The organism is Dactylosporangium sp. CA-139066, from assembly GCF_050936175.1.
In the GTDB taxonomy this organism is placed as follows: Bacteria; Actinomycetota; Actinomycetes; order Mycobacteriales; family Micromonosporaceae; genus Dactylosporangium.
In genome coordinates, this window is the sequence record NZ_JBNJNH010000001.1 from 4,447,951 (window position 1) to 4,469,248 (window position 21,298).

Below are 21,298 nucleotides of genomic sequence, written 5' to 3' on the forward strand. Positions count from 1 at the left end.
TGCCGGCGGGCGCACCCACCGGCAGGGTCCGTCCTGCGTCGGATCAGTTGCTGTTGACGAAGGTGCGAGCAAGGCTCTGGCCGAGCGTCACCGCGTTGTTGTGGTTCTCGATGGGGGAGACCCGCTGCGAGCCCTGGAACACGATGTACGTCACGCCGGAGTCGGTGCCGCCGTTGCTCGGATCGGGGTTGATGCCCAGCGCGTTGGCGGTGGCATAGGACGCCTCGCCGATGATCCCCGTGGGCCCGGTATCCCCGACCACGGCATAGAGCACCTGGTTGTTGTAGATCACGGCGACAACCGTGCCGCAGCCGATCTGGTAGTTGGTGTAGTTCCAGACGGAGCTCGAGCTGGGCACCACGACGTAGGGCAGCTGCGCCGCGTTCAGCGGGCTGTTGCCCGACGTGTGGCAGAACGTGTCCGCCTGGAAGCAGCAGTCCGTGGTCTCGTTGCACTGGGTGGTGCGCACGCCGTCGCAGTCGATGTCCATGTCGGCCTTCCAGAACACGGCACCCGTCTTCTGGCACACGGCGACGGTCGCGGTCGCCACGTCGGAGTCCGTCTTGTACTTGCCGTTGGAGATCTGGTTGCACGTGGTCACCTTGGCCAGCAGCTCGGCCGCGGTCGGGGCGCCACCGCCGCCTCCGGAAGTGCCGAAGCGTAGCCGGTCCACGTTCGGGCCGCCGTTGCTCGTCGTCGCCGTCGCGCGGATCGTGTTGGCGCCGGCGTTGAAGGTGGCCGTGAAGCTCTGGTCAGCCCAGGTGTCCCAGTTGGCCGTACCGTTGAAGGCCTGGTTCGATGCCACGGTCGTACCGTTGACGGCGATGTTCATCGGGCGGTTCGTCGTCGTGCCGTTGGCGTAGCGGATGGTGAAGGTCGCGCTGCCGGCCGACGCCGCGTTGACCGTCCACTCGATGTACGAGCCGGTTGCGTTGACGTAGTCGACGAACCCCGCGCCGGTGTAGCCGGTGTGGTTGGTCGCGACCGTGGCCTGCACCAGCGTCGCGTCCTCGGCCTGGTAGTCCGTGAACGTTGACGCGGCGATCGCAACGTCCACGTAGTCCAGGTTCGGCGGGCCGTTCGACGTCGTTGCGGTGACGCGGATGGTGTTGGAGCCGGCGTTCACCGCAGCGGTGAGCGTCCTGTCGGCCCAGGTGTCCCAGTTGGTCGTGCTGCCGAACGACGCCGCGGCGGAGACCACGCTGCCGTTCACCGCGATGTCGGCGGACCTGTCGGCGGTGGTGCCGTTGGAGTACCGGATCGTGATCGTGGCGGTGCCCGCGCTGGCGGCGTTCACCGTCCACTGTGTGTAGCTGCCGACGACGTTGTCGTTGTTCACGAATCCGGTACCGGAGAAGTTGAGGTGGTTGGACTCCACCACGCCTTGCGAGATCGTCGCGTTCTCCGCCTCGTAGCGGGTCGTCGCGGCGCTGGCCGGTCCGGCCGGGACCAGGACACCGAGCACTGCGCTCGCGATGCCGAGCACCGCGAGCACGGCTCGCTGTCTGCGTCTTCCCATGGGCTGCCTCCCTGCGGGGAACTGTCAGGCAACTTTACTGACAGATGGGTCTCGATGCTAGGACCGTGCGCAAACCGAGGTCAACCCACAACTTTTCAGCACTGTGGCGTCTTGACCGCATCGGAGCCGCGTGCCTAGCATCGAGAGCCATTGAATAGTAAGAGTCTTTAACAGTTCCGGGGTGTGACCGGTCGGCCCGCCGCCCCGGGCCGTCCGCACCCGTGCACGTAGACCGCCCATCACCCGGGAGGCTTCATGCTGCGCCAAATTCGTACCCGAGTCCCGCTGCGCCTGCTCGTCGGCGCGGCCACGCTGGTCGCGCTCGGCGGCACCGGCGCCGCGACGGCCGCGGCCCGCCCGGCGACGGCCGCACCGCCGGCGGCCGTCCCGGTCTCCGCGGCTCCCGGCGAGTCGACCGCGATCCCCGGCTTCGTCATCCAGTCGTCCGGCAAGACCAGTGACAACGGGGGCACCATCTCGCAGCCGGACTACGCGGCGTCGGGCTGGTTCGCGGTGCCGGCGCGCTCGACCGTGCTCGCCGGCCTGCTGTACAACAACGTCTACCCCGACCCTTTCTACTCCACCAACATGAAGTCGATACCCACGGCCGACTTCACGGTGCCGTGGTGGTATCGGGCGGACTTCTCGCTCGGCACGGAGACCGGGCTGCACACCTTCGTCAACATGAGCGGGGTGCTGTCCAAGGCCGACGTCTGGGTCAACGGCACCCAGGTCGCCACGAGCAGCACCGTCGCCGGCGCGTACACCCAGCACGAACTGGACCTGACCGCGATCGTCCACAGTGGCGTCAACAGCATCGCCGTCAAGGTGTACCCGAACGACCCCAACCGGGACCTCACCATGGGCTGGATCGACTGGGTGCAGACGCCGCCGGACAAGAACATGGGCATCGTGCGCGACGTGCTGCTGCGCCGGTCCGGCACGGTGGCGCTGCGCAACGCGCACGTGGTTACGAAGCTCAGCACGCCGGCGCTGGACAGCGCGACGCTGACCGCCAAGGCCGACGTCCGCAACGACTCCGCCGTCGCGGTCACCGCGACGGTGGCCGGCAGCGTCGCCGGCACCTCGCTGTCGCAGCCCGTGAGCCTGGCCGCGCACGAGACGAAGACGGTCACCTTCCCTCAGGTGACGCTCGCCAACCCGCAGGTGTGGTGGCCGGCCGGCATGGGCGGTCAGCCGCTGTACGACCTGAACCTCACCGCGTCGGTCGGCGGCACGGTCACCGACGCCGCGCACGACCGGTTCGGCGTGCGAGACGTCAAGGCGCCGCTGGACGCGAGCGGCCACCGCCGGTACAGCATCAACGGACGACCGTTGCAGATCCGCGGCGGTGGCTGGTCGCCGGACCTGTTCCTGCGGTGGAACCCCGTGTACGTCGAAGACAAGCTGCGTTACACGCTCGACCTCGGGCTCAACACGATCCGCCTCGAGGGACACATCGAGCCGGACGAGTTCTTCGACCTGACCGACCGGTACGGCATCCTCACGCTGCCGGGCTGGGAGTGCTGCGACAAATGGGAGGGCCAGGTCAACGGCAGCGAGCCGGGCGAGGCCTGGACCTCCGGCGACTACCCGATCGCGAAGGTGTCGATGGCCGCCGAGGCCGCCCGGCTGCGCGACCATCCGAGCGTCATCTCATTCCTCATCGGCAGCGACTTCGCGCCCAACGCGACGATCGAGAAGAACTACGTGGACGCGCTGACCGCGGCCGACTGGTCGACCCCGGTCGTCGCCGCCGCGTCGGACAGGTCCGCGCCGCTGACCGGCTCGTCCGGGATGAAGATGACCGGGCCGTACGACTGGATTCCGCCGAACTACTGGTACGACAAGGCGCACTCGGACAGCGGCGGCGCATGGGGCTTCAACTCCGAGACCAGTGCCGGGCCGGACGTGCCGACGATGGACACCCTCAGACGGATGATGTCGAGCACCGAGCTGGGCACGCTGTGGCAGAGCCCGACCGCCGTGCAGTACCACCGGTCCCAGTCGAGCACCTTCAACACGCTGAAGATCTTCGACAACGCCATCACCGGCCGGTACGGGGCGCCGACCAGCCTGGACGACTACGTGCGCAAGGCGCAGCTGGCCCAGTACGAGAACGTCCGAGCGCAGTTCGAGGCGTACCGGCGCAACTTCACCGACTCGTCGAACCCGGCCGACGGCGTCATCTACTGGATGCTCAACAGCGGCTGGACCTCGCTGCACTGGCAGTTGTTCGACTCCTACCTGGACCAGAACGGCGCCTACTACGGCGCCAAGAAGGCCAACGAGCCGCTGCACGTGCAGTACTCGTACGACAGCCGCTCGGTCGTCGTGGTCAACCAGCGGCACGGCTCGGCGAGCGGCCTCGTCGCCAAGGTGAATCTCTACAACCCCGACGGCACCCAGGTGTTCGGCCAGACCTCAGCGGCGCTGACGGTCCCGGGCGACGGCGGGCGGGCGACCGCGCTGACCGTACCGTCGTCCATCAGCGGCATCGCTGGCACGTACCTCGCCAAGCTCGTCCTGCTCGACTCGGCCGGAACCGAGGTCAGTCGCAACGTCTACTGGCTGTCGACGGCGCCCGACACCGTCGACTGGGCGAACAACGACTGGTACTACGCGCCGACCACCGCCTACGCCAACCTCAAGGGTCTGTCGAGCATGGCGCAGGCACCGGTGTCGGCGACGGCGTCGTCGAGCGAGGCGGGCGGCACCACGACGACCACCGTCACGCTCAGGAACACCTCGACCGGAAAGACACCGGCGTTCTACCTCGACGCGCACGTGGTCGATCCGTCCGGCAAACCCGTGCTGCCGATCCAGTGGGACGACAACGAGATCAGCCTGTGGCCGGGCGAATCGAAGACCCTGACCGCCAGGTACCGCACGAGCGACCTGGCCGGCGCGACGCCGTCGGTACGGGTCTCCGGATGGAACGCGGCCACGCAGACCGTACCCGCGGGCGGCGGTTCGTTCGTCCGGTACGAGGCGGAAAACGCGACGATCTCGCGGGGCACGGTCGCGACCAACCATCTCGGCTACTCCGGTACCGGGTTCGTCGACTACACCAACGTGACCGGGAGCTACGTGCAGTGGTCGGTGAGCGCGCCGGCGGCGGGCACCGCGACGGCGACGTTCCGGGTCGCCAACGGTACGACCGCGAACCGTCCGATGGACATCGCGGTCAACGGCACGGTGGTCGCGGCGGGCGTCGCGTTCAACCCGACCGCCAACTGGGACACCTGGCAGGACGTGACGGTGACCGTACCGGTGACCGCCGGCACCAACACCATCCGGGCCACCGCCACGACGGCCGGCGGCGGGCCCAACGTCGACTACCTCACCGTTCACTGAGGCTCTCACCATCAAGGAGGATGGATGAAAAGGTCCAGTCTGGCGGCAGCCGCCGGGCTCGTGATCCTGCTACCGGTAGGTATCGCGCCGGCCGCCGGCGCCGCCACCACCCGGTACGAGGCCGAGAACTGCACCATCTCGGCCGGCACCGTCGACACCAACCACCTCAACTACAGCGGCACCGGGTTCGCCAACGGGGACAACGCGGTCGGCAACTACCTGGAATGCACCGTCACCGCGGCGAACGCCGGCCCCGGCACATTCGTCATCCGGTACTCCAACGGCACCACCGCCAACCGCACGGCCGACATCAGCGTCAACGGCACCGTCGTCGCCGCGGCCGCCGCGTTCGACCCGACCACCAACTGGGACACCTGGGCCGACAAGACCGTCACGGCGAACGTGAACGCCGGATCCAACAAGATCCGGATCACCGCGACCACCGTGCTGGGCAACGTCAACCTGGACTACGTCGACTTCAGCGTCGCGCCGCAGTTCGTCGACTACCAGGCCGAGGACGCGGCGATCTCGCAGGGCACGGTCGCCAGCAACCACACCGGCTACACCGGTAGCGGTTTCGTGGACTACACGAACGTGGCCGGCTCATATGTGGAGTTCACGGTCACCGCCGCAGCCGCGGGCACGGCTCAGCTGACGTTCCGGTACGCCAACGGCACGACGGTGAACCGCCCGATGGACATTACCGTCAACGGCAATTCGGTGAAGCTCGATCTGGCGTTCGGGGCGACCGCGAACTGGGACACGTGGGCGGAGCAGACCATCTCGGTCACGCTCGCCGCGGGCAGCAACAAGGTGCGGGCGACGGCGACCACGGCCGGCGGCGGGCCGAACCTGGATCGGTTGCGGGTGACGGGTCAGGCCGACTCGACCCCGCCGACCACGCCGGGTCAGCCCAGCTGTTCCGGCATCACAGAGAACAGCATCGGCCTGTCGTGGGGCGCCTCGACGGACAATGTGGGCGTGGTGGGGTACGACATCTACCACGACGGCAACCTCCTCGCGCAGTCCGCCGGCACCGGAACGAGCAAGACCCTGACCGGGCTCACCCCCAACACCGAATACCGGCTGTCCGTCTTCGGCCGCGACGCCGCCGGCAACGTGTCGCTGTCCAGCGCGCAGGCAATCTGCACCACCGCGCAGAGCACGGATGTGTCTGCGCCCAGCGCCCCGACCGGCCTCACCTACTCCAACCTGATGTCGGGAAGCGTGACGCTGAGCTGGGCTGCGTCCACCGACGACCGAGGTGTCGTGGCCTATGACGTCAGGGTTGGCACGACGGTGGTGAAGTCGGTGAACGGCACCCCGCCCGCGACCACGACCGCGATCACCACACTTGCGTGCAACACGTCGTACACGTTGAACGCGGTGGCTCGGGACCTGGCCGGCAACGTGTCGGGGCAGAGCAACACGGTCTCGTTCACCACGCCCGCATGCAGCGGCGGGGTGCCGTCGGCCATCTCGACGTACTCGAGCGGGTGGACGATCCCCTGGGGTACCTATTTCGCGCCGGACGGGCAGTCGGCGCTGGTGACCGAGCGGGATGACAAGGTCGCCGGCGGGCAGTTCCGGGTGTACAAGCTCAATACCACCGGCGGCGGCAAGACCCTCGTCGGGACCGTGCCCAACGTCGTCACCACGAACGGTGAGGGTGGACTGCTCGGCGTGGCGTTCGACCCGAACTGGGCGACGAACCACTTCGTGTACTTCATGCATACCGCCGCGGAGGGCAACCGGATCGTCCGGATGACGTACAACGGCAACACCCTCACCGGGTACACCACCCTGGTGACCGGGATCGCCAAGAACCGCTACCACAACGGCGGCCGGCTCGCCTTCGGACCCGACGGCTACCTCTATGCCACCACCGGTGACGCGCAGACCGGCAGCAACGCGCAGAACAAGAACTCGCTCAACGGCAAGATCCTGCGGATGAAGACCGATGGCACCCCGGCTCCCGGCAACCCGTTCGGCACCCTGGTGTACAGCTACGGCCACCGCAATCCGCAGGGGATCGCCTGGGACTCCCAGGGCCGGCTGTGGGAGGCCGAGTTCGGCAACTCCCTGTACGACGAGCTCAACCTCATCAAGCCCGGCCTCAACTACGGCTGGCCCACCTGCGAAGGCACCTGCAGCGTCGCCGGCATGGAAAACCCCAAGCGGCAATGGTCCGTGGACCAGGCATCACCCAGCGGGATCGCCATCGTCCGCGACGTCGTCTACATGGGCGCCCTGCGCGGCGAACGCCTCTGGCGCATCCCCATCCTCAGCGGCGAGTCCACCGGCACCCCCAGCGCCTACTACGTCGGCACCTACGGCCGCCTACGCACCGTCACCAAAGTCCCCGGCGCCGACGCCTTCTGGCTCAGCACCACCAACTGCGACAACAACGGCGGCGCCGCCAACGGCTCCGACCAGATTATGCGGGTCACGGTGACCTGACCCGCCAACCGGGTGGGGATCTCGGGGGAGCGGCGGGTCGTCGCTCCCCTGAGTGGCCGGCCAACATCTGCGTCGGACGTGCAGCCGCCAATGGTGTCTCACCGTCGCAACCCGGACAGCCGGTCGATCTGGATTCTCTGAGCCAGCCGTGCGAGGCTTCGGGTCGGGCGAAGGAGGTCGACTCGGTGCAGGTGTGGCCGCACGGTGTCGTGCTCGCGGCGATGATGCTGGCGCCCGTCGCGCTGTTCCTGCTGGCCCGCCGCCGCCGCAAAGGCGTGGACCTTCAGCTGGGACGGGCGGCCGTCGAGGACGTCAAAGCCGGCCGCCCGGTGACACGGGAGCAGCTGGTCGCCTTCGGCGTGTACGCGGCACTGAACGCCGTCCCGCGCCAGGGCGTTGTCGTCTCGGTACTGCCCGGGGATCGCTACGAGGTGCAGTTCGCCGACGGCAGCCGGCTCCACGCAACCCGGAGCACCCGGATGTGGCGCCGCCGGCGCAAGGTCGCCGCGGGCGACGCGGTGCGGGTCACCGTGTCGCCCGGTGACGTGTGCATCATTCAGCAGCGACTGGGCCACTAACCGGTGCTGCGGTCGTATTCCCCCTTCGCACCGTTAGCCGCTGAGCTCGCGGAAGCGTTGCAGCACCACGATGAGGAACACGGCGAGCAGCGGCGCGATCACCAGGTTGAGCACGCGCAAGGCCTTTCTGCTCGGCGACCGTACGGCACCGTGCAGCACGACCTTGGCGACGAGCGTTCCGAGCAGCACAGTGAGCAGGATCGCGTGGCCCCACGCCCATGAGCCCTCGCCAATCCACACCGACCTGAGCAGCTGGGGGCTCATGAGGAGCTCACCCGCCCCCGTCGCGCCGTGCGCCGGGTCCGGACCAGTTCGATCAGCGCCGCGACCGAGGCCACGGTCACGAGGGTGCACAGCCCGAGCAGCGGCGACCATCGCCGCAGCGCAACCATCGCCTGGGCGACCAGGGTGCCCAGCGCCAGGCTGAGCGTGACCCCGAGGACGAATTGCGTGAGGCGGTCCGGCAGCCGGATCAACCGCACGCAGGCCAGCCCAGGCACAGTCACAAGGTAGGAGAGCACGGCGACGGCCCGTACGGTGCCGGGTCCGCTCAGCAGGACGAGCCCGAAGACCCCGGCGCCGGCGAGCAGTATCAGCACCGGTGGCCAGACGGCGGGCGGCCCGGAACCATCCGGGCCACGCGGCGTCGCCGGCCGGCGCGCGAGCATTCCGGTCGGTTGCCGGGGTTTCGGAACGCTCTTGCCGTTGGCCACTCTCGGCTCGGTGGTGTCCGTCATCGGCTTGCGCCTCCGGGGGCGGTGAGAACGTAGATCCTCGCGTCAGGGGTGGTGTACACCGGCCGGAACCGGCCGGAGTCGACGACCTCGCGTTCGATGCTCTCGCCCCAGCCCGCCGGTTTGCCGAGAAACGACTCGGCGAAGACGAACTGTCCCTTCGTGACGACCAGGTACGCGCCCCGCGGGTTGGCCCGCATCTCGCGCTCGATATCGGCCAGCGTGGTCGGCCCGAAATCCTCGCCCAGAGGCACGTACTTATATCGTTCGATGGCCTGGGCCCGCCAGGGCACGTTCGATGTCAGCGAGACGAACGACGTGCCCGCCGGCGCGTTCGCGTAGAGCCAGGCCACTGCCTCGGCGTCGCCGGGGCGGACCTGCTCGAAGGCCTCGTTGCCGTATCGTGCGATGAAGAACCCGCCGACGAGCACGGCGCTGAGCCCACCGGTCAGGGCGGCGGCGAGCACACGCCGCCGCGCCGGCCACGTAGCTGCCGGCACCGCGGCAACGAGGATCACCATGAACGGCAGCGCGAGGGTGTAGACACGCAGGAAGATCTCGCCGCCGTAGCTCTGGAGGGCCAGCAACAGGAACGGGGCGATGGCCAGCGACAGCAACGCGAGGTCCCCCTGCCCGCGGCGCATCCAGCGCCACGCTCCCACGGCCGCCAGGCCCCAGACGGCCGCGGCAACACCCAGCCGCGACAGCACCACGATCTGATGCGCGAGGTCGCCCCGGACCCGCTGCACCGCTGCGCTGCTGACGGTACCGCCGACGTCGCCGACGGAGCCGAACATGTCGTGCAGGTGCCCGGACCAGTACGGCACCGTGCCGTAGCTGATATAGACGGCGACCACGACGCCCAGCAGGATCGGCAGCGTACGCATCGTGCAGCACCCGGTCAGCACCAGCGCGCCGGCGGAGATCACGATCGCGATGGGGGTGAGCTGGTGGCTGACGGTGCTGGCGGTGAAGATCACCAGCACCACCCCGATCAGGCCCGCCAGCGACACCGGATCGGCCGGATGCGGGTCGGGGGCGAGCCGCAGCGACCTCCGCGGGAGCAGGCACAGGAGCCAGCCGATGGCCCGTCCGGGTAACGTCGGCGGGGCATCCGGACGCCGGCGGAACCACGCCACCAGCACCAGCATCAGCACCAGGTAGAACAGATAGTTCATCGCCTGCGGCCCGAAGTAGTCCTGCCCCACCCAGTTCGCCGGCACGAACAGCCAGACGGCCAGCCACGCCGTACGCACGTCCGGCGACAGCTCCCGGGTCAGCCTGAAGACGGTCGCGCCGTACAGCAGGTTGAGGACGACGGATGTCCAGGCAACCAGCGGCATGGCGTCCGGCATCCCCGCCGCGCGGGTCGCCATCGCCGCCAGGGCAAAGAACCCGGGCCAGTTGAATCGGGCGTCGAGCTGCGGCAGCGTGTCGCCGGTGCGCGCGATGTAGTCGGCGAAGCCGACATGCAGCCAGCTCGGGATCATCCGCGGCAACGGCTCGACGACCGCCGCCGCGCCGTGCAGCAGGACGACCAGCACGACGACGTGCGCGGCGAGCAGCGGGCCCGCAACGGCTCGGGTGCTGAACACACCGCTGATGAAACCGAGGGTCAGCAGCGCGAGCGCGACGTACAGCTCGGGGCGCAGCGCCGTGACGAGGCCGAGGGACCCGATGTCAGCGACGTCCGACCGCCGCAGCGACTGCAGTCCGAGCCCGAGCGCGATCATGGGCGCGCACCACCTGGCCGCGACCCACAGGCCGTCGTGTACCCGGCGCCCCGGCGCGGCCGCCGTGGTCAGCACGGCACTCTCGCTGCTCATGGCGTGCCCCTCACCAGTCGCAGCAGCGCCGGCAGTACGGCTCCCGCCACGAGCAGCTGCGCGGCCAGGTAGGCGACGCCGACCCCGGTCACCCCGAGTTCGTCGATGGTGACCAGGGTCAGCGACAGCACCAATGTGCTCGCCGCGGCGTTGACCAGGATGATCCGGCCGACTCGCCGCTGCACCCGGGATGCGGCGACGAAGACGATCACCACCAGCTTGGGCAGCACCGCGATGGCGAAGAGCCGCAGGGTGTTCGCGCCGGCCCCGGCGTAGTGCTCACCGAACAGGGTCAGCAGCAGTGGCGCCGACGCACAGAGCAGGACGACCGCCGGAGTGAACAGGAGCAGAGCCCGGCGCAGCATCTGCCGTGTGTACGTCGCGAGCCGGGACTCGTCGGCGGCGGCCTCCACGGTGAGCGAGGTGCCGAAGTGGTACGCCACCAGCTCCGCCGAGCTGCCGAGCAGCCACGCCACGTAGAACACGCCGTTGGCCTCCGCGCCCAGCCTGGCGGTCACGATCAGCGGCAGTGCGTTCGTGCCGGCCTGCATGAACAGGTACCCCACGTAGTCCAGCGCAACGAACCGGGCCAGGGCCCGGCGGCCGGGCAGGGCACCCGCGTCGCCCCGCGCGTGCAACCGGGGCAGCAGCCTGCGGAACACCAGCACGTTAACCGGGATGAGCGCGGCCACGACCGCGAGATTCCAGGAGACGAAGATGCCAAGGCTCGGTGCGGCACCGGCCAGCAGTACCAGCAATGCGATCTTGAGGACGCTGAAGAGGGCGTTCTCGACCGGAACCCAGACGACTCCCCGCAGCGCGGTGAGCACGCTGTCCTGGAGCGTGAAGACCCCCCAACCGGCGACGGCCAGCGCGAAGCAGAGCGCGAGCAGCGGGCCGCGGTGCAGGAAGTCGAACTGGTCGGCGACGAACGGAGTGATCGCCAGGAAGGCGCCGCTGATGGCGAGGGCCACCAGGCAGCTCGTCCCGTAGGCGTAGCCGACCAGCCGGGTTCCCTGCCGGCCCGCCGCCGGGAGAAAGCGGGCGAGCGTCCCGTTCAGGTTGAGCTGGGACAGGTTGCTCAGGAAGGTCATCGTCGAGACCAGGGCGGCGCCGATGCCCAGCTCCGCCGTGGTGTACAGCCTCGCCGCGATCGCCCAGTACGCGACGCCCAGCAGCGAGCTGAGGACCGTGTTGGCCATCAGGGCGTAGACGTTGCTGTTCAGCGGATTGCGCAGGTGGCGGCGCAGCCGTGCGGCGACTGGGGCATCGGCGACGGCGCCGACGGCGGGCGCGCCGTCAGCGATCGCCGGATCGGCGATTCCGGAATGCCGCCCTGTCACGTCGTCACCTCCCGGCCGCGGTCAGGCGGCTCGCTCCGGTCCGGCTTGCGCGGACGCCGGACGGTGTCGCGGGCCGCGTGCACAAATCGCCGGACCCGCCGGTACGCGCGCCAGCCCCGCGTGCGCAGGTGCTCCCCCCGCCAGGCCGGCGGCCAGCCACGTCCGTCGAGCAGCGCGTCAAGCGCCTCGGTGCCGGTGTCGCGCTCAATCAGGACCCGGGCGATGGCGAAGACGTCGTCCTCTTCGTGGCTCAGCGCGTTCTTCACCGCACAGGCGGAGGAGTAGCCGGCAGCCTGTACCGCGCGGCAAACCGCCGGGCTGTGGTAACCGTACGGGTAGGCGAACGACGACACGGGTGCCCCCAGCCCGTCCTCGAGATCCCGTCTGCTGCGCGCGATCTCCGAATCGAGCTCGCGGCGGCCCAGGCAGTCCAGAGCGTGGTGCGTGCGGCTGTGCGAGCCGATCTCCACCCCGTGCGCGCGCAGCTCCGCCAGTGCGTCCCAGTCAAGCGCGGGATCGCTGCCGGTCGGCCGCGCCACGCCCAGCCGGGAGGTGATGACATACGCGGTCGCCGAGAGGTCGTACTGGCGCAGCACCGGCAGGGCGGTCCCGGCGAGGTCGGGGAACCCGTCGTCGAAGGTGATCAGAACCGGTCGCGGCGGCAGCCGCGCCAGTCCACGGAGCGCGGCGGCGTACCGGCTGACCGTCAGGGCGGTGCGGCCCCGCTCGCTGATCAACGCCATCTGGTCGGCGAAGTCGCCGGGGGACACCGACCATCGCAGCGTCCCGTCACGGCGCTCGTCGCTGATGCTGTGGTACCCGAGGACGGGCACGACGGTCCTCGGTCGCGCGGCGCTCACCGGCGGCTCCGTCGCAACCGGGCCGACCACGCGGCGGCGGCGTAGTAGGCCGGGCCCAGCGCCAGCCCGCACAGCTCCAGAGCGGTGAACGAGGCGGGGTAGCCGTCCTGCTTCCGCGCGTTCTTCCCGGACCGCGGCAGTAGGGCGTACGCCATGCCGCGCGGCAGCCGTCTCAGCAGGTCCACGCGGGCCGAGGCATCAGTGGCGACGCACTTCGCGAGCACCGCGCTGAGGCCGGTCCCGTACTGGTACACGGTGCGCCGCAACGCCCGCACCTCACGCCGATGCGTGTGCCAGACGATCGCGCCCGGTTCGTACACCAGCGCGTGGCCGGCCAGCACCAGGCGCAGCAGCACGTCGATGTCCTCGCCGCTGGGCAGGCGCGGGTCGAACCCGCCCAACCGGCGCAGCTGCGCGGCACGGAAGGCCATGTTCGCCCCGGAGCCGTACGAACCCGGCAGATACGGGTAGAGCGAGCGGGGCGACGCGGGAACCCGGTGCACGTGCTCGGCCTCGAGCGTCTCGAATCCGGTCCGGTCGAACCGCCGGCGCCGGCAGCCCTTGCCATAACCGCCGTACTGCTCGATCCAGATCTGGGCCGGCACCTCGAGCTCACGGGCAAGCACCTGTCCGGTGACTCCGGCAACGTCGGCGTCGGTGAAGCCGTCGACGAGCGACCGCAGCCACCGCCGGTCCACCGTCACGTCGTCGTCCGCGAAGGCCACGATCTCGCCCCGGGCCTCGGCGAGCCCCCGGTTCCGTGCGTGGCTGACGCCGGGTCGCGGTTCGCAGGTGCAGCGGATCCGGGGATCGGCAGCGGCCCGCGCCGCGACGATCCGTGCCGTGTCGGGCCGCTGAGGGGCGTTGTCGACGACGACAATCTCGTACCGGGTGTAGTCCAGCGCGGCAAGCGAGTCGAGCGCCGTCTCGAACAGCGGCGACCGCCCGCACGTCGGCACGATCACGCTGACGAGCGGGCTCGGCTCCGCCAGCGGCCGGCCGGGTGGGCACGACATGCCACTGCCGACCGTTCCGGCCTCGCCGAGCAGGCCCGGATCCAGCCGATCGAGCGGCGGCAGACCGTCCTTGCGCAGGTGCTCGTCGATTTCTTCGCCGAGCCGTTCCCAGATCACCCCGGCCAGGGCCGGCGCGGTCAGGCCGCCGGGTGGCAGCGGGACGTCGAGCAGCCCCAGCGGTCGCTCGTGCAGCCGGACCAGGATCTGCGCCGCCGCGTACCGGCTCCCGGCCGGGCCACCGCCGTCAGGCACCGCGGGCAGCCCCTCGGCGAGTTCGACCGTGAGTACGCGTATCGGCGCCGGCCCCGGGCCGCGCCGTTCGCGGGTGGGCTTGCCGGCGGCGTGGGAGGCGCGCATCGCCTGACCGGAGACGTAGCCGGAGGCGGTCACGAGCAGCCCGGCGACGATCGCCCCGGCCCGCAGCAGCCCGGCGCTGTCGCCGTCGCGGATCTGGCGCAGCCCGCGACGCACCCCGTCCGGCAGCGCCCGGCGGGTGTACGCGCGCTCCGCGGAAAGCCCCGCATCGCTGCCGGCCAGACGGGCGACCACCGCCTTGGACCGCCCTTCCAGGAAGCAACGCCGGCGGAAGTAGCGCCAAGTCGTCCGGTCCGACGTCACCAGGTGCCGGACTCGCGCCGCCGGCTCGTACAGGACCACGCCGTCAGGGTGCTCGCGCCGGATACGGATGCACAGTTCCGTCTCCTCGCAGCCGACCGGCGTGCGCCCGATCCGTCCGAGCGCGGGGTCGAAGCCGGCGGAGCGTTGCAGCACGGTCCGGCGGAACGACATGTTGCACCCGATGACGTTGCGCACGGGGGAGACCTTCGTCGGTTGCCCGGTGTAGCTGCACCCGACCACCCAGTCGAACTCGGGCGGCAGCCACCGCGGGCGCTGCTCCTCCCACGCCGGCAGAGCCCGCCCGCCGACGGCCAGCACCTGCTCGTCGCGGTAGTGCGGGACCATCCGGGCCAGCCAGTCGGGCTCCGCCTCCGCGTCGTCGTCGAGGAAGGCGACGATCTCTCCGCGTGCCTCGGCCACGCCGGTGTTGCGGGCCGCCGACAGGCCGCGCGGGCCGCTGTTCGGCACGACCGTCACGCCGGGCAAGGTGTGCCGGACCCGGTCCAGCAGCGCGGGGTTGTGGTCCACGACCACGACGATCTGCGCTGCCGGGGTCTCCTGCGTGAGCACCGACTCGACGGCCCGCACGATCTGCGGCCAGCGCCGTTCGGTGTAGACGCAGATGACGACGGTGACGCCCGGCGCCGGCCCAGGGTCGTCGGGCCGTTCCGGGGCGCGGTCGACGACCAGCTCAGACGCTGACGAGGACGCGCTCGACGTTGCCGCGAAGCCACCGTGGATTGTCATGGTCACCTTCCGAGTCGATGAAGAGCAAGGTGTGGCGTAGCCAGTAGAGGAGCAGGGCCGCCCGCTGTGGGATGCCGTCCAGCCAGGCGGCGACGTCGCGGGCGGGAACGTCGAGCGTCTCCTCGATGCCGCGGTGCAGGGCGCGGACGACGATGTCGCCGAGCTCATCGCCGCCGGTCAACCGCCGGGCCAGGACGTGCAGATGCAGCAGGTCATGCAGCGGAAGCTGGCCCTGTGTGGCGCGGTCCCAGTCGACGATCCCCGTCACCTGCACGCCCGGCGGCGCGGCCAGCAGATTGCCGGGCCAGTAATCGCCGTGGATCCAGGACACGCGCACAGTCCGCCCGACAAGAACGGCGGACAGCTCCTCGCGCAGACGCCCGACCGCGTCGACGACCCGGGCCGGCTGGGGAAGGGTGAGGGCGAACTGCTCGAGCCGCCTCAGCGGTGTGTCCACCCACGCCCGCAGGGCGGGCCGGTCGAGCACGGTCTGCTCCCCGGTGCGGGCGTGCAGGTCGCTGATGAGCCTGGTGGCGGCGCGCAGGAGCATGCTTCGCCGGGCCCGCCGTACCATCGGCCCCATCGCGGAGACCCCCGGCAGCGCCTCCTCCACACAGTAGTAGCGCCCCTCGATAGTCCCTTGGGCGAGGCAGCGGGGCAGCACCGGACGCAGGTTGGGCAGCCGCGGATCGTGCTGGAGGATCGCGAGCACCGTCGCCTGACGCCGCAGGCCATCGGCGCCGGCGGCGGTCCACGGGACCTTGACCACGTAACGGCCGGGCGATCCGGAGCGGGTGACCGTGGCGACCGCGACGGAGGTGCTGGTGAAGCTGACGGTCTCGGTCCGCCAGCCGGTGTTCCGGATCGACGTCGCGCCGGCGACCAGGCGCGGTGCGACGGCGGCGGTCCATCGCCGCTCTTCCCGGTGCAGCCAGCCGGCCAAGCGGTCGCGCAGCACCGGCCGGGCCTTCTGCAGCGTGCCCCTCACCGGGCCACCCGCCTCGCGTGGTACCGCCAGATCCGCGCGATCGCGTCGGCGAGCACCAGGTCCGGCGGCCGGTCCGCGTCCAAGCGTTCCAGGTGCGGGATCCGCCGGCGCAGCCGTTGGTACTGCTCCCGCTCGGCCTCCAGATGCGCGGGGTCGTACTCACCGGACCGCACGTGCATGACGTGACCCGGCACGTCGAGCAGCAGGACCAGGTTCGGCGCCGGGCAGAGTCGGCTCAGCAGCGCGAAGTACGGCCGCTTGAGCCACACCAGCGGCCCGCGCGGAGGCAGTAGCGCGTCGTAGACGTACCGGTCGAAGACCACGACTCGCCCGAGCACCCGGTGGCGCAGCGCGGTCAGGTAGCGACGCCACACGGTGAGGGGGCGCAGCAGGATGCGCAGTCCGTGCGCGGCAACGCTGACCGGCGCCTCGTTCGACGGCCACAGTCCCATGTAGACCCGCCGCACCGGGAAGTAGAACGCCGACTGGATGCCGGCGGCGAGCGTCGACTTCCCGGAACCGTCGGGGCCGAGCAGCGCGACGCTGACCCCCCGTCTGCTCCAGGCCTGCAGCGGCCTCTCCACGAGCCGCAGCGCGGCCGCGGCGACGAGCCGGCCGGCCACGGTGCCCGGGCGGGTTCGCCGCCAGGCGGCAAGCAAGGCGCGGCGCCGCGCCGGGAGGGCGTCGAGTCGTCCCGCCCGCCAGTCCTTCAGCAGGAGTGACGCGGTGGCCGCCGGCATCGCGCGTACCAGCGGGCCGTCGAGCGACGCCGCGTGGTCCAGGTCGTCCAGCCGGCGCACGTGGCGCGCCGCGAAGGCGCCCTTGTCGAGCACGCAGTGCAGCAGCAGCGCCCAGAATTCGTCCCCCGGCGCGAGCACCCACACACCGTCGTGCTCCCGGCGCCGGTCCAGGCACTCGTCGGCGGCCTCCGTACGCACCTCGAAATGGCGGCCGTAGGCGATCTCGGTCACCAGGTCGAGTTCGACCCAGGTGCTGGTGGACGTGTCGAGACCGAGGTAGAAGCGGTGAGTACCCCGGCCGTGGCTGCGCAACCGGATCAGCCCGTTCGCCTCGATGACGGCCGCGGCCCGGGCGAGGTCGGCCGCCGCGACGAGGATGTCCAGGTCGTCCCCGGCGGTGAGCCCGTCGGGGCCGCCGCGGAGCAGGCACCACCGTACGCCGGCCTCGTCGAGCCCGGCCAGCACCGTACGGGCGAGCCCGAGTTCGGCTACAGCGGGGTCCGGCCACCGATGCGGATGTCCCTGAAGCGTCCGTTCGGTCGTGTCATCGTTTGTCATCGAGTGCTCTCCGACGCTCGTGTGGTTGCTGCTGGGAGGGCAAGGCACGGATCCGCCGGTGCCGCGGCCGGTGCGGGCTGGACGGCCAGGGCGAAGTCCGCCGGCCGGTCGGTGCGCAGGGGGATGTACCGCACCTCGTACGGTTCGAGCGGCAACGACCGCCCCTGCACCGTCACCTCGATCCGGCTGGTTCCGAGGTGTACGAGCAGCAGCGCCGATCTGCCGCGGAGGAGTCCCAGCTCCGGCACCGGCCATGTCACGGCCTCGTCCCGGGCCGGGTCCGCGAGCACCTGCTGCAGCCGCGCGACCGCCTCGGCGTACGCGAGAGGATGGCCGCCGTCCTGCCGGTCGGTCGCGCTCCACAGCGCCGGCGAGTCTGCCTCGCGTTGGTCGGCGTCGCGTTGCGGTTGCCAGATGAGTGCTACGGCAGCCTTCTGATCCACCATGTGCAGCAGGGCGCCGACGGCCCGGGCGACCAGTTTCGCCTGGCCGTCCGCGGTGGCCTGGCCGACGTGGAACTCGCTCCACCACACCGGCAGCGGGGTCCGTTGCCGCAGCCATTGGGTCAGGGCGCCGAACAGCGCGCTGTTCACGCCGGTGGCGGTGATCCGGCCCCCGTCGCGGGTCGCCGATCCAGCGTCGACCGCGATGAAGTCCGCACCGTGCTTGTACCGCAACCAGTAGTCGAGCACGTCGAGGCTGCGCTGGTCGATCGTGCCGCAGGCGCCGGCGAGGACGGACGGGTAACCGCCGGCCTTGGGGTTCGCCCAGAGGTCGAGCACGACGTACGGTCCGCCGACAGCGATGGCGGGGTTGACCGCCTTCAACGCGTCGTACACCGCGTTGTAGAGCTTCGTGTACGCCTCGTAGTCCCAGCGGTTGCGCGCTTCGTCCCAGAAGCCCTTCAACTCGTTCCACACCTGGAAGTGCCGCACGTCGGGATACCGGCGGGCGACCGCCGCGGCGAGCGCGGCGAAGTCGGCGTAGTGCTTCGGCTGTGGCGCCACCTGCAACCGGTCCCAGTCGGTCTCCCCGGGCCGGCCACCCTTCATCCAGTCAGGGGCGCAGCAGAGTGTGATCACGGGGGTGCCGTTGGTTGACCTGATGAGCTTCATCCGGCGGTCGAGCGACGACCAGTCGAACGTTCCCGGGCTCGGCTCGGGGTTCCCCGCCCCCCACCCGTAGATGTGCTGGTTCTGGTAGGTCGCCGAGGCGGTCAGGACGGCCCGCGCCGATGCGGAGGCCGCGGGATCGCCCCAGTCGTCGATCGAGTTCTGGGTGTGGGTGACGCCCACGGCCAGGGTGCGCGGGTCGGGGCGGTGGATCTTCGGCGCGGCCCAGTTGTAGCCGGCGGTATCGGCGAGGTCCGACTCGTCGGGCGGCTGGTCCGAGGTGTGCTCGTGGCCGGGATTCCATCCGAGGAGCAGCAGCGTGGAGACCAGCGAAAGCGTGATCAGCGTGACCACGACGTGACGGCGTCCGGTGCGGAGCTTCGGCAATCGCAACGATCTGCGGAACACGGACCTACCCGCGCCCTCTCATGCGCCGCAGCGCCGCGCTGGTCAGGCCACGCGCACGACGCGCAAGCGCGCCCAACGGGATTCGCTCGAGCCGGTAGCTGGCGTAGTGCTGTTCAGCGGCGCCGAAGCGACTCTTGAAGAGCGCCAGCGACGAGCCGGGGGCCGAGTCGCCCAGGTGGTACGACACGCACCCGGCCTCGGCCGCGTCCTCGATGGCGGCGCGGTGCAACAGGTAGTTGGCGTACGTGGGGCCGACGAGTTCCTCGTCCATCGCGCCCCGCCACATGCAGGCGACCGCCTGGCCGAGCAGTATGACGATGGCGGCGGCCGGACGCCCGTTGACGAACGCCGCGTAGATTCGGCAGCGCGGGCCGAGCACCTGGGCGACCGTATGCAGCTTGCGGGGCGGCTCCAGCCGCGCCGCCCGCCAGCGCGCCAGCCGGAGCGGTACACCATCCTGCTGTGCCCACCGGTCGACGGACTTGGCGTACAACTCCTGCAGGGCAGGGACGAGCCGGCCGGTGTCGTCCCGCTCGACAACGACATTGGCGCGTTCGGCTCGCCGGACCCGGTTGCGTGTGTCACTGCGGAACCGGGTCCGCCAGACCTCGTCGAAGCCACCGGCGAGGGAGAGGGTCTGCGCCATCCGCGGCTCGCGTTGAACCCCGGGCGGGCAGCCCTGTTCCCAGGACTCCGCGGTCGAGGGATCGGGCCGGAACGAGGCACTGACGGTGCGCCGTTTCGCCAGATCGGCGAGGACCATCCGTACATCCTCCGGCCGGACGGTACCGCCCTCGCCGAGCAGACCGGCCGCTCCCCAGCCGACCGGCAGCGAGGATTCCATCGTGATCAATGGGCCGGCGATCGCGCGGCGCACCAACGGGAGCACCAGCCGTCGGCCGTCCGCGGTCCGGTAGAGCCGCGAGGCGTCCGCATACCCACCGACGGCGCAGATGCACTCCAGCCACTCCGGGGACTGCGTCGGCAGCGCCCACGGGGCGGAAGCGAGCACCTCGTGCCACTCGTCGACCGGGGCCGGGCTCGTCACGACCGGTGCGCTCGTGACGCCGGCCCGGCGCGACCGCGGCCGCAGGCCGGGAGCCGCGCTCACGGCGCCGCTCGCAGCACACCCGTCGAGGCATTGGCGGGTGGGCTCGGGTAGCCGGTCACGGCCGGGCCTCTTCGGTAAGCGCCGCGGTGTCGGGCAGATCGGCGGTCAGCGACTGCCAGGTGTGCAGGACCCGGTGGTCGATCGGGTCCACGACCGGCCGCGGCCGCCGCACCATGCGCTCCCGGATCAGCGTACGGAGCACCCGCTGGCCGTCTCGGAACGTGCGCAGGTTCGAGGTGCCGCACCGCCTCGGCAGTTCGGTGCTCGGCACCTCGGCGATGCGCAGGCCCGCCTTCAAGGCGTGTATGACGAGTTCGGTTTCGATCTCGAAGCCGTGCGCCGTGAGGGCGAGCGCCGGCAGGCACTCGCGACGGAACGAGCAGAACCCGTAGCACAGATCGGTGAAGCGGACGAGGAACATGCTGTTCGTCATCCGGACCAGCACCTGGTTCCCGATCCGCCGAAGCGCGGTCAGGTCCGTCGAGCCCCCGGCGGTCAGGAACCGGGAGCCCTTCACGAAGTCGTACCCGTTCATCAGCGGCGTGACGTACCTGTGGATCTCGCCGGGATCCATGCTGCCGTCCGCGTCGATCATCACGATCAGGTCTCCGGTCGCCGCGGCGAAGGCGACCCGCGCCGCGTCTCCCTTGCCCCGGCAGTGCTGGGCCAGCACCACGATCTCGGGCCGGATGGCGCGTGCGACCTCCACCGTGCGGTCGGACGAGTGCCCGTCGACAAGGACGACCTCGTCCACAATGGACGGGAGCCGCTTGAGCACCCAGGCGATGTTCTTCTCCTCGTTGAGTGTGGGGATGACCACGCTCACGCTCTGCCGCCCGGGGATCCCGCTGATCGGTTCGGCCGGTATGTGGTCGGTCCAGTCCCTCATCCGCGGGATACCCACCGATGGCTCGCCGTCCTCCTCCGGCGCGGGGAACGCGTCGACGGCGGGACCCAGCGCGTTGTTGATGTCACTGGATCCGGTCATCGGTTCCTCCCGGTGACCCGGGCCGTCCGGTTGGTTCCCAGCGCGCCGTCGTTGGTCTTTCGCGTTTCACCTAGACCGAAACGCGCAGCAGTTTTCATCAAGCCCTCCCGAAGGTGCCCGAAGCGATTGAATCGGTACGCAGCGCCGATACGGCTGGCTGTGCCTGGTCTGAACCCGACGTTAACAGCGAGTGAACGCCGGTAACCGCGACATCCGCGACGTCGCCGGCCGTATCACCCGGGATCGTGCCCGGCTTCTTCGACGCACCGGCCGATCCGGCCGGGCGACCGCGCCCGCGATCAGATGGGACTGTCCGATGTGGACGTCCGCATGGT

The 21,298-nt window shown here is 70.5% G+C and carries 15 protein-coding genes; 3 read left to right on the forward strand and 12 right to left on the reverse strand.

Features of this window, described 5'->3' with window-relative positions:
• Nucleotides 1-43 precede the first annotated feature (43 nt).
• Nucleotides 44-1,519, reverse strand: a complete 1,476-nt coding sequence (locus ACQEVU_RS20330; RefSeq protein ID WP_433325749.1) for a glycoside hydrolase family 75 protein — start codon at nucleotides 1,517-1,519, stop codon at nucleotides 44-46.
• Nucleotides 1,520-1,774: 255 nt separating this feature from the next.
• Between ACQEVU_RS20330 and ACQEVU_RS20335 the strand changes: the two genes are divergently transcribed.
• From ACQEVU_RS20335 to ACQEVU_RS20345, 3 genes are all read left to right on the forward strand, one after another.
• Nucleotides 1,775-4,876, forward strand: coding sequence for a glycosyl hydrolase 2 galactose-binding domain-containing protein (locus tag ACQEVU_RS20335; RefSeq protein ID WP_433325751.1), 3,102 nt, complete (start codon nucleotides 1,775-1,777; stop codon nucleotides 4,874-4,876).
• A 24-nt stretch (nucleotides 4,877-4,900) separates the two neighbouring features.
• Entirely contained in the window at nucleotides 4,901-7,336 is a 2,436-nt protein-coding gene (locus ACQEVU_RS20340; protein WP_433325753.1) for a PQQ-dependent sugar dehydrogenase, read from the forward strand.
• A gap of 185 nt (nucleotides 7,337-7,521) precedes the next feature.
• A complete protein-coding gene (locus tag ACQEVU_RS20345) occupies nucleotides 7,522-7,914 on the forward strand; it encodes a hypothetical protein (RefSeq protein ID WP_433325755.1) in 393 nt (130 codons plus the stop codon).
• A 33-nt stretch (nucleotides 7,915-7,947) separates the two neighbouring features.
• Here the strand turns inward: ACQEVU_RS20345 and ACQEVU_RS20350 are convergent, their stop codons facing one another.
• Genes ACQEVU_RS20350 through ACQEVU_RS20400 form a run of 11 tightly spaced genes read right to left on the reverse strand, consistent with a single transcriptional unit; the run spans nucleotide 7,948 to nucleotide 20,963 of the window.
• Nucleotides 7,948-8,178 (reverse strand): hypothetical protein, encoded by a 231-nt coding sequence (locus ACQEVU_RS20350; protein WP_433325757.1) that lies wholly within the window; start codon nucleotides 8,176-8,178, stop codon nucleotides 7,948-7,950.
• Nucleotides 8,175-8,627 carry a hypothetical protein gene (locus tag ACQEVU_RS20355; RefSeq protein ID WP_433325759.1) on the reverse strand — a complete coding sequence of 151 codons (453 nt, stop codon included), beginning with the start codon at nucleotides 8,625-8,627 and terminating at the stop codon, nucleotides 8,175-8,177. Before ACQEVU_RS20355 ends, ACQEVU_RS20350 begins: the two co-directional genes overlap by 4 nt.
• A gap of 20 nt (nucleotides 8,628-8,647) precedes the next feature.
• Entirely contained in the window at nucleotides 8,648-10,474 is a 1,827-nt protein-coding gene (locus ACQEVU_RS20360) for a hypothetical protein (RefSeq protein WP_433325761.1), read from the reverse strand.
• Nucleotides 10,471-11,817 carry a lipopolysaccharide biosynthesis protein gene (locus tag ACQEVU_RS20365; RefSeq protein ID WP_433325763.1) on the reverse strand — a complete coding sequence of 449 codons (1,347 nt, stop codon included), beginning with the start codon at nucleotides 11,815-11,817 and terminating at the stop codon, nucleotides 10,471-10,473. Before ACQEVU_RS20365 ends, ACQEVU_RS20360 begins: the two co-directional genes overlap by 4 nt.
• Nucleotides 11,814-12,677, reverse strand: coding sequence for a polysaccharide deacetylase family protein (locus ACQEVU_RS20370; RefSeq protein WP_433325765.1), 864 nt, complete (start codon nucleotides 12,675-12,677; stop codon nucleotides 11,814-11,816). Before ACQEVU_RS20370 ends, ACQEVU_RS20365 begins: the two co-directional genes overlap by 4 nt.
• Complete coding sequence (locus tag ACQEVU_RS20375) at nucleotides 12,674-15,058, reverse strand: glycosyltransferase (protein ID WP_433325767.1); 2,385 nt, start codon at nucleotides 15,056-15,058, stop codon at nucleotides 12,674-12,676. The genes ACQEVU_RS20370 and ACQEVU_RS20375 overlap by 4 nt, the downstream gene beginning before the upstream one ends.
• A complete protein-coding gene (locus tag ACQEVU_RS20380) occupies nucleotides 15,003-16,046 on the reverse strand; it encodes a phosphotransferase family protein (protein ID WP_433325769.1) in 1,044 nt (347 codons plus the stop codon). Before ACQEVU_RS20380 ends, ACQEVU_RS20375 begins: the two co-directional genes overlap by 56 nt.
• Complete coding sequence (locus ACQEVU_RS20385; protein WP_433325771.1) at nucleotides 16,043-17,344, reverse strand: hypothetical protein; 1,302 nt, start codon at nucleotides 17,342-17,344, stop codon at nucleotides 16,043-16,045. The genes ACQEVU_RS20380 and ACQEVU_RS20385 overlap by 4 nt, the downstream gene beginning before the upstream one ends.
• On the reverse strand, nucleotides 17,341-18,810 hold the full coding sequence (locus tag ACQEVU_RS20390; protein ID WP_433325773.1) for a GH39 family glycosyl hydrolase: 1,470 nt from the start codon (nucleotides 18,808-18,810) through the stop codon (nucleotides 17,341-17,343). Before ACQEVU_RS20390 ends, ACQEVU_RS20385 begins: the two co-directional genes overlap by 4 nt.
• Nucleotides 18,811-18,868: 58 nt before the next feature.
• Nucleotides 18,869-19,975 (reverse strand): GNAT family N-acetyltransferase, encoded by a 1,107-nt coding sequence (locus ACQEVU_RS20395; protein ID WP_433325777.1) that lies wholly within the window; start codon nucleotides 19,973-19,975, stop codon nucleotides 18,869-18,871.
• Nucleotides 19,976-20,030: 55 nt separating this feature from the next.
• Nucleotides 20,031-20,963, reverse strand: a complete 933-nt coding sequence (locus tag ACQEVU_RS20400) for a glycosyltransferase family 2 protein (RefSeq protein WP_433325779.1) — start codon at nucleotides 20,961-20,963, stop codon at nucleotides 20,031-20,033.
• Nucleotides 20,964-21,298 lie beyond the last annotated feature (335 nt).

Coding starts and splice junctions, on each gene's coding strand:
- ACQEVU_RS20330 (WP_433325749.1), bottom strand. CDS start 1,519: ATGGGAAGACGCAGACAGCGAGCCGTGCTCGCGGTGCTCGGCATCGCG.
- ACQEVU_RS20335 (WP_433325751.1), top strand. CDS start 1,775: ATGCTGCGCCAAATTCGTACCCGAGTCCCGCTGCGCCTGCTCGTCGGC.
- ACQEVU_RS20340 (WP_433325753.1), top strand. CDS start 4,901: ATGAAAAGGTCCAGTCTGGCGGCAGCCGCCGGGCTCGTGATCCTGCTA.
- ACQEVU_RS20350 (WP_433325757.1), bottom strand. CDS start 8,178: ATGAGCCCCCAGCTGCTCAGGTCGGTGTGGATTGGCGAGGGCTCATGG.
- ACQEVU_RS20360 (WP_433325761.1), bottom strand. CDS start 10,474: ATGAGCAGCGAGAGTGCCGTGCTGACCACGGCGGCCGCGCCGGGGCGC.
- ACQEVU_RS20375 (WP_433325767.1), bottom strand. CDS start 15,058: ATGACAATCCACGGTGGCTTCGCGGCAACGTCGAGCGCGTCCTCGTCA.
- ACQEVU_RS20385 (WP_433325771.1), bottom strand. CDS start 17,344: ATGACAAACGATGACACGACCGAACGGACGCTTCAGGGACATCCGCAT.
- ACQEVU_RS20400 (WP_433325779.1), bottom strand. CDS start 20,963: ATGACCGGATCCAGTGACATCAACAACGCGCTGGGTCCCGCCGTCGAC.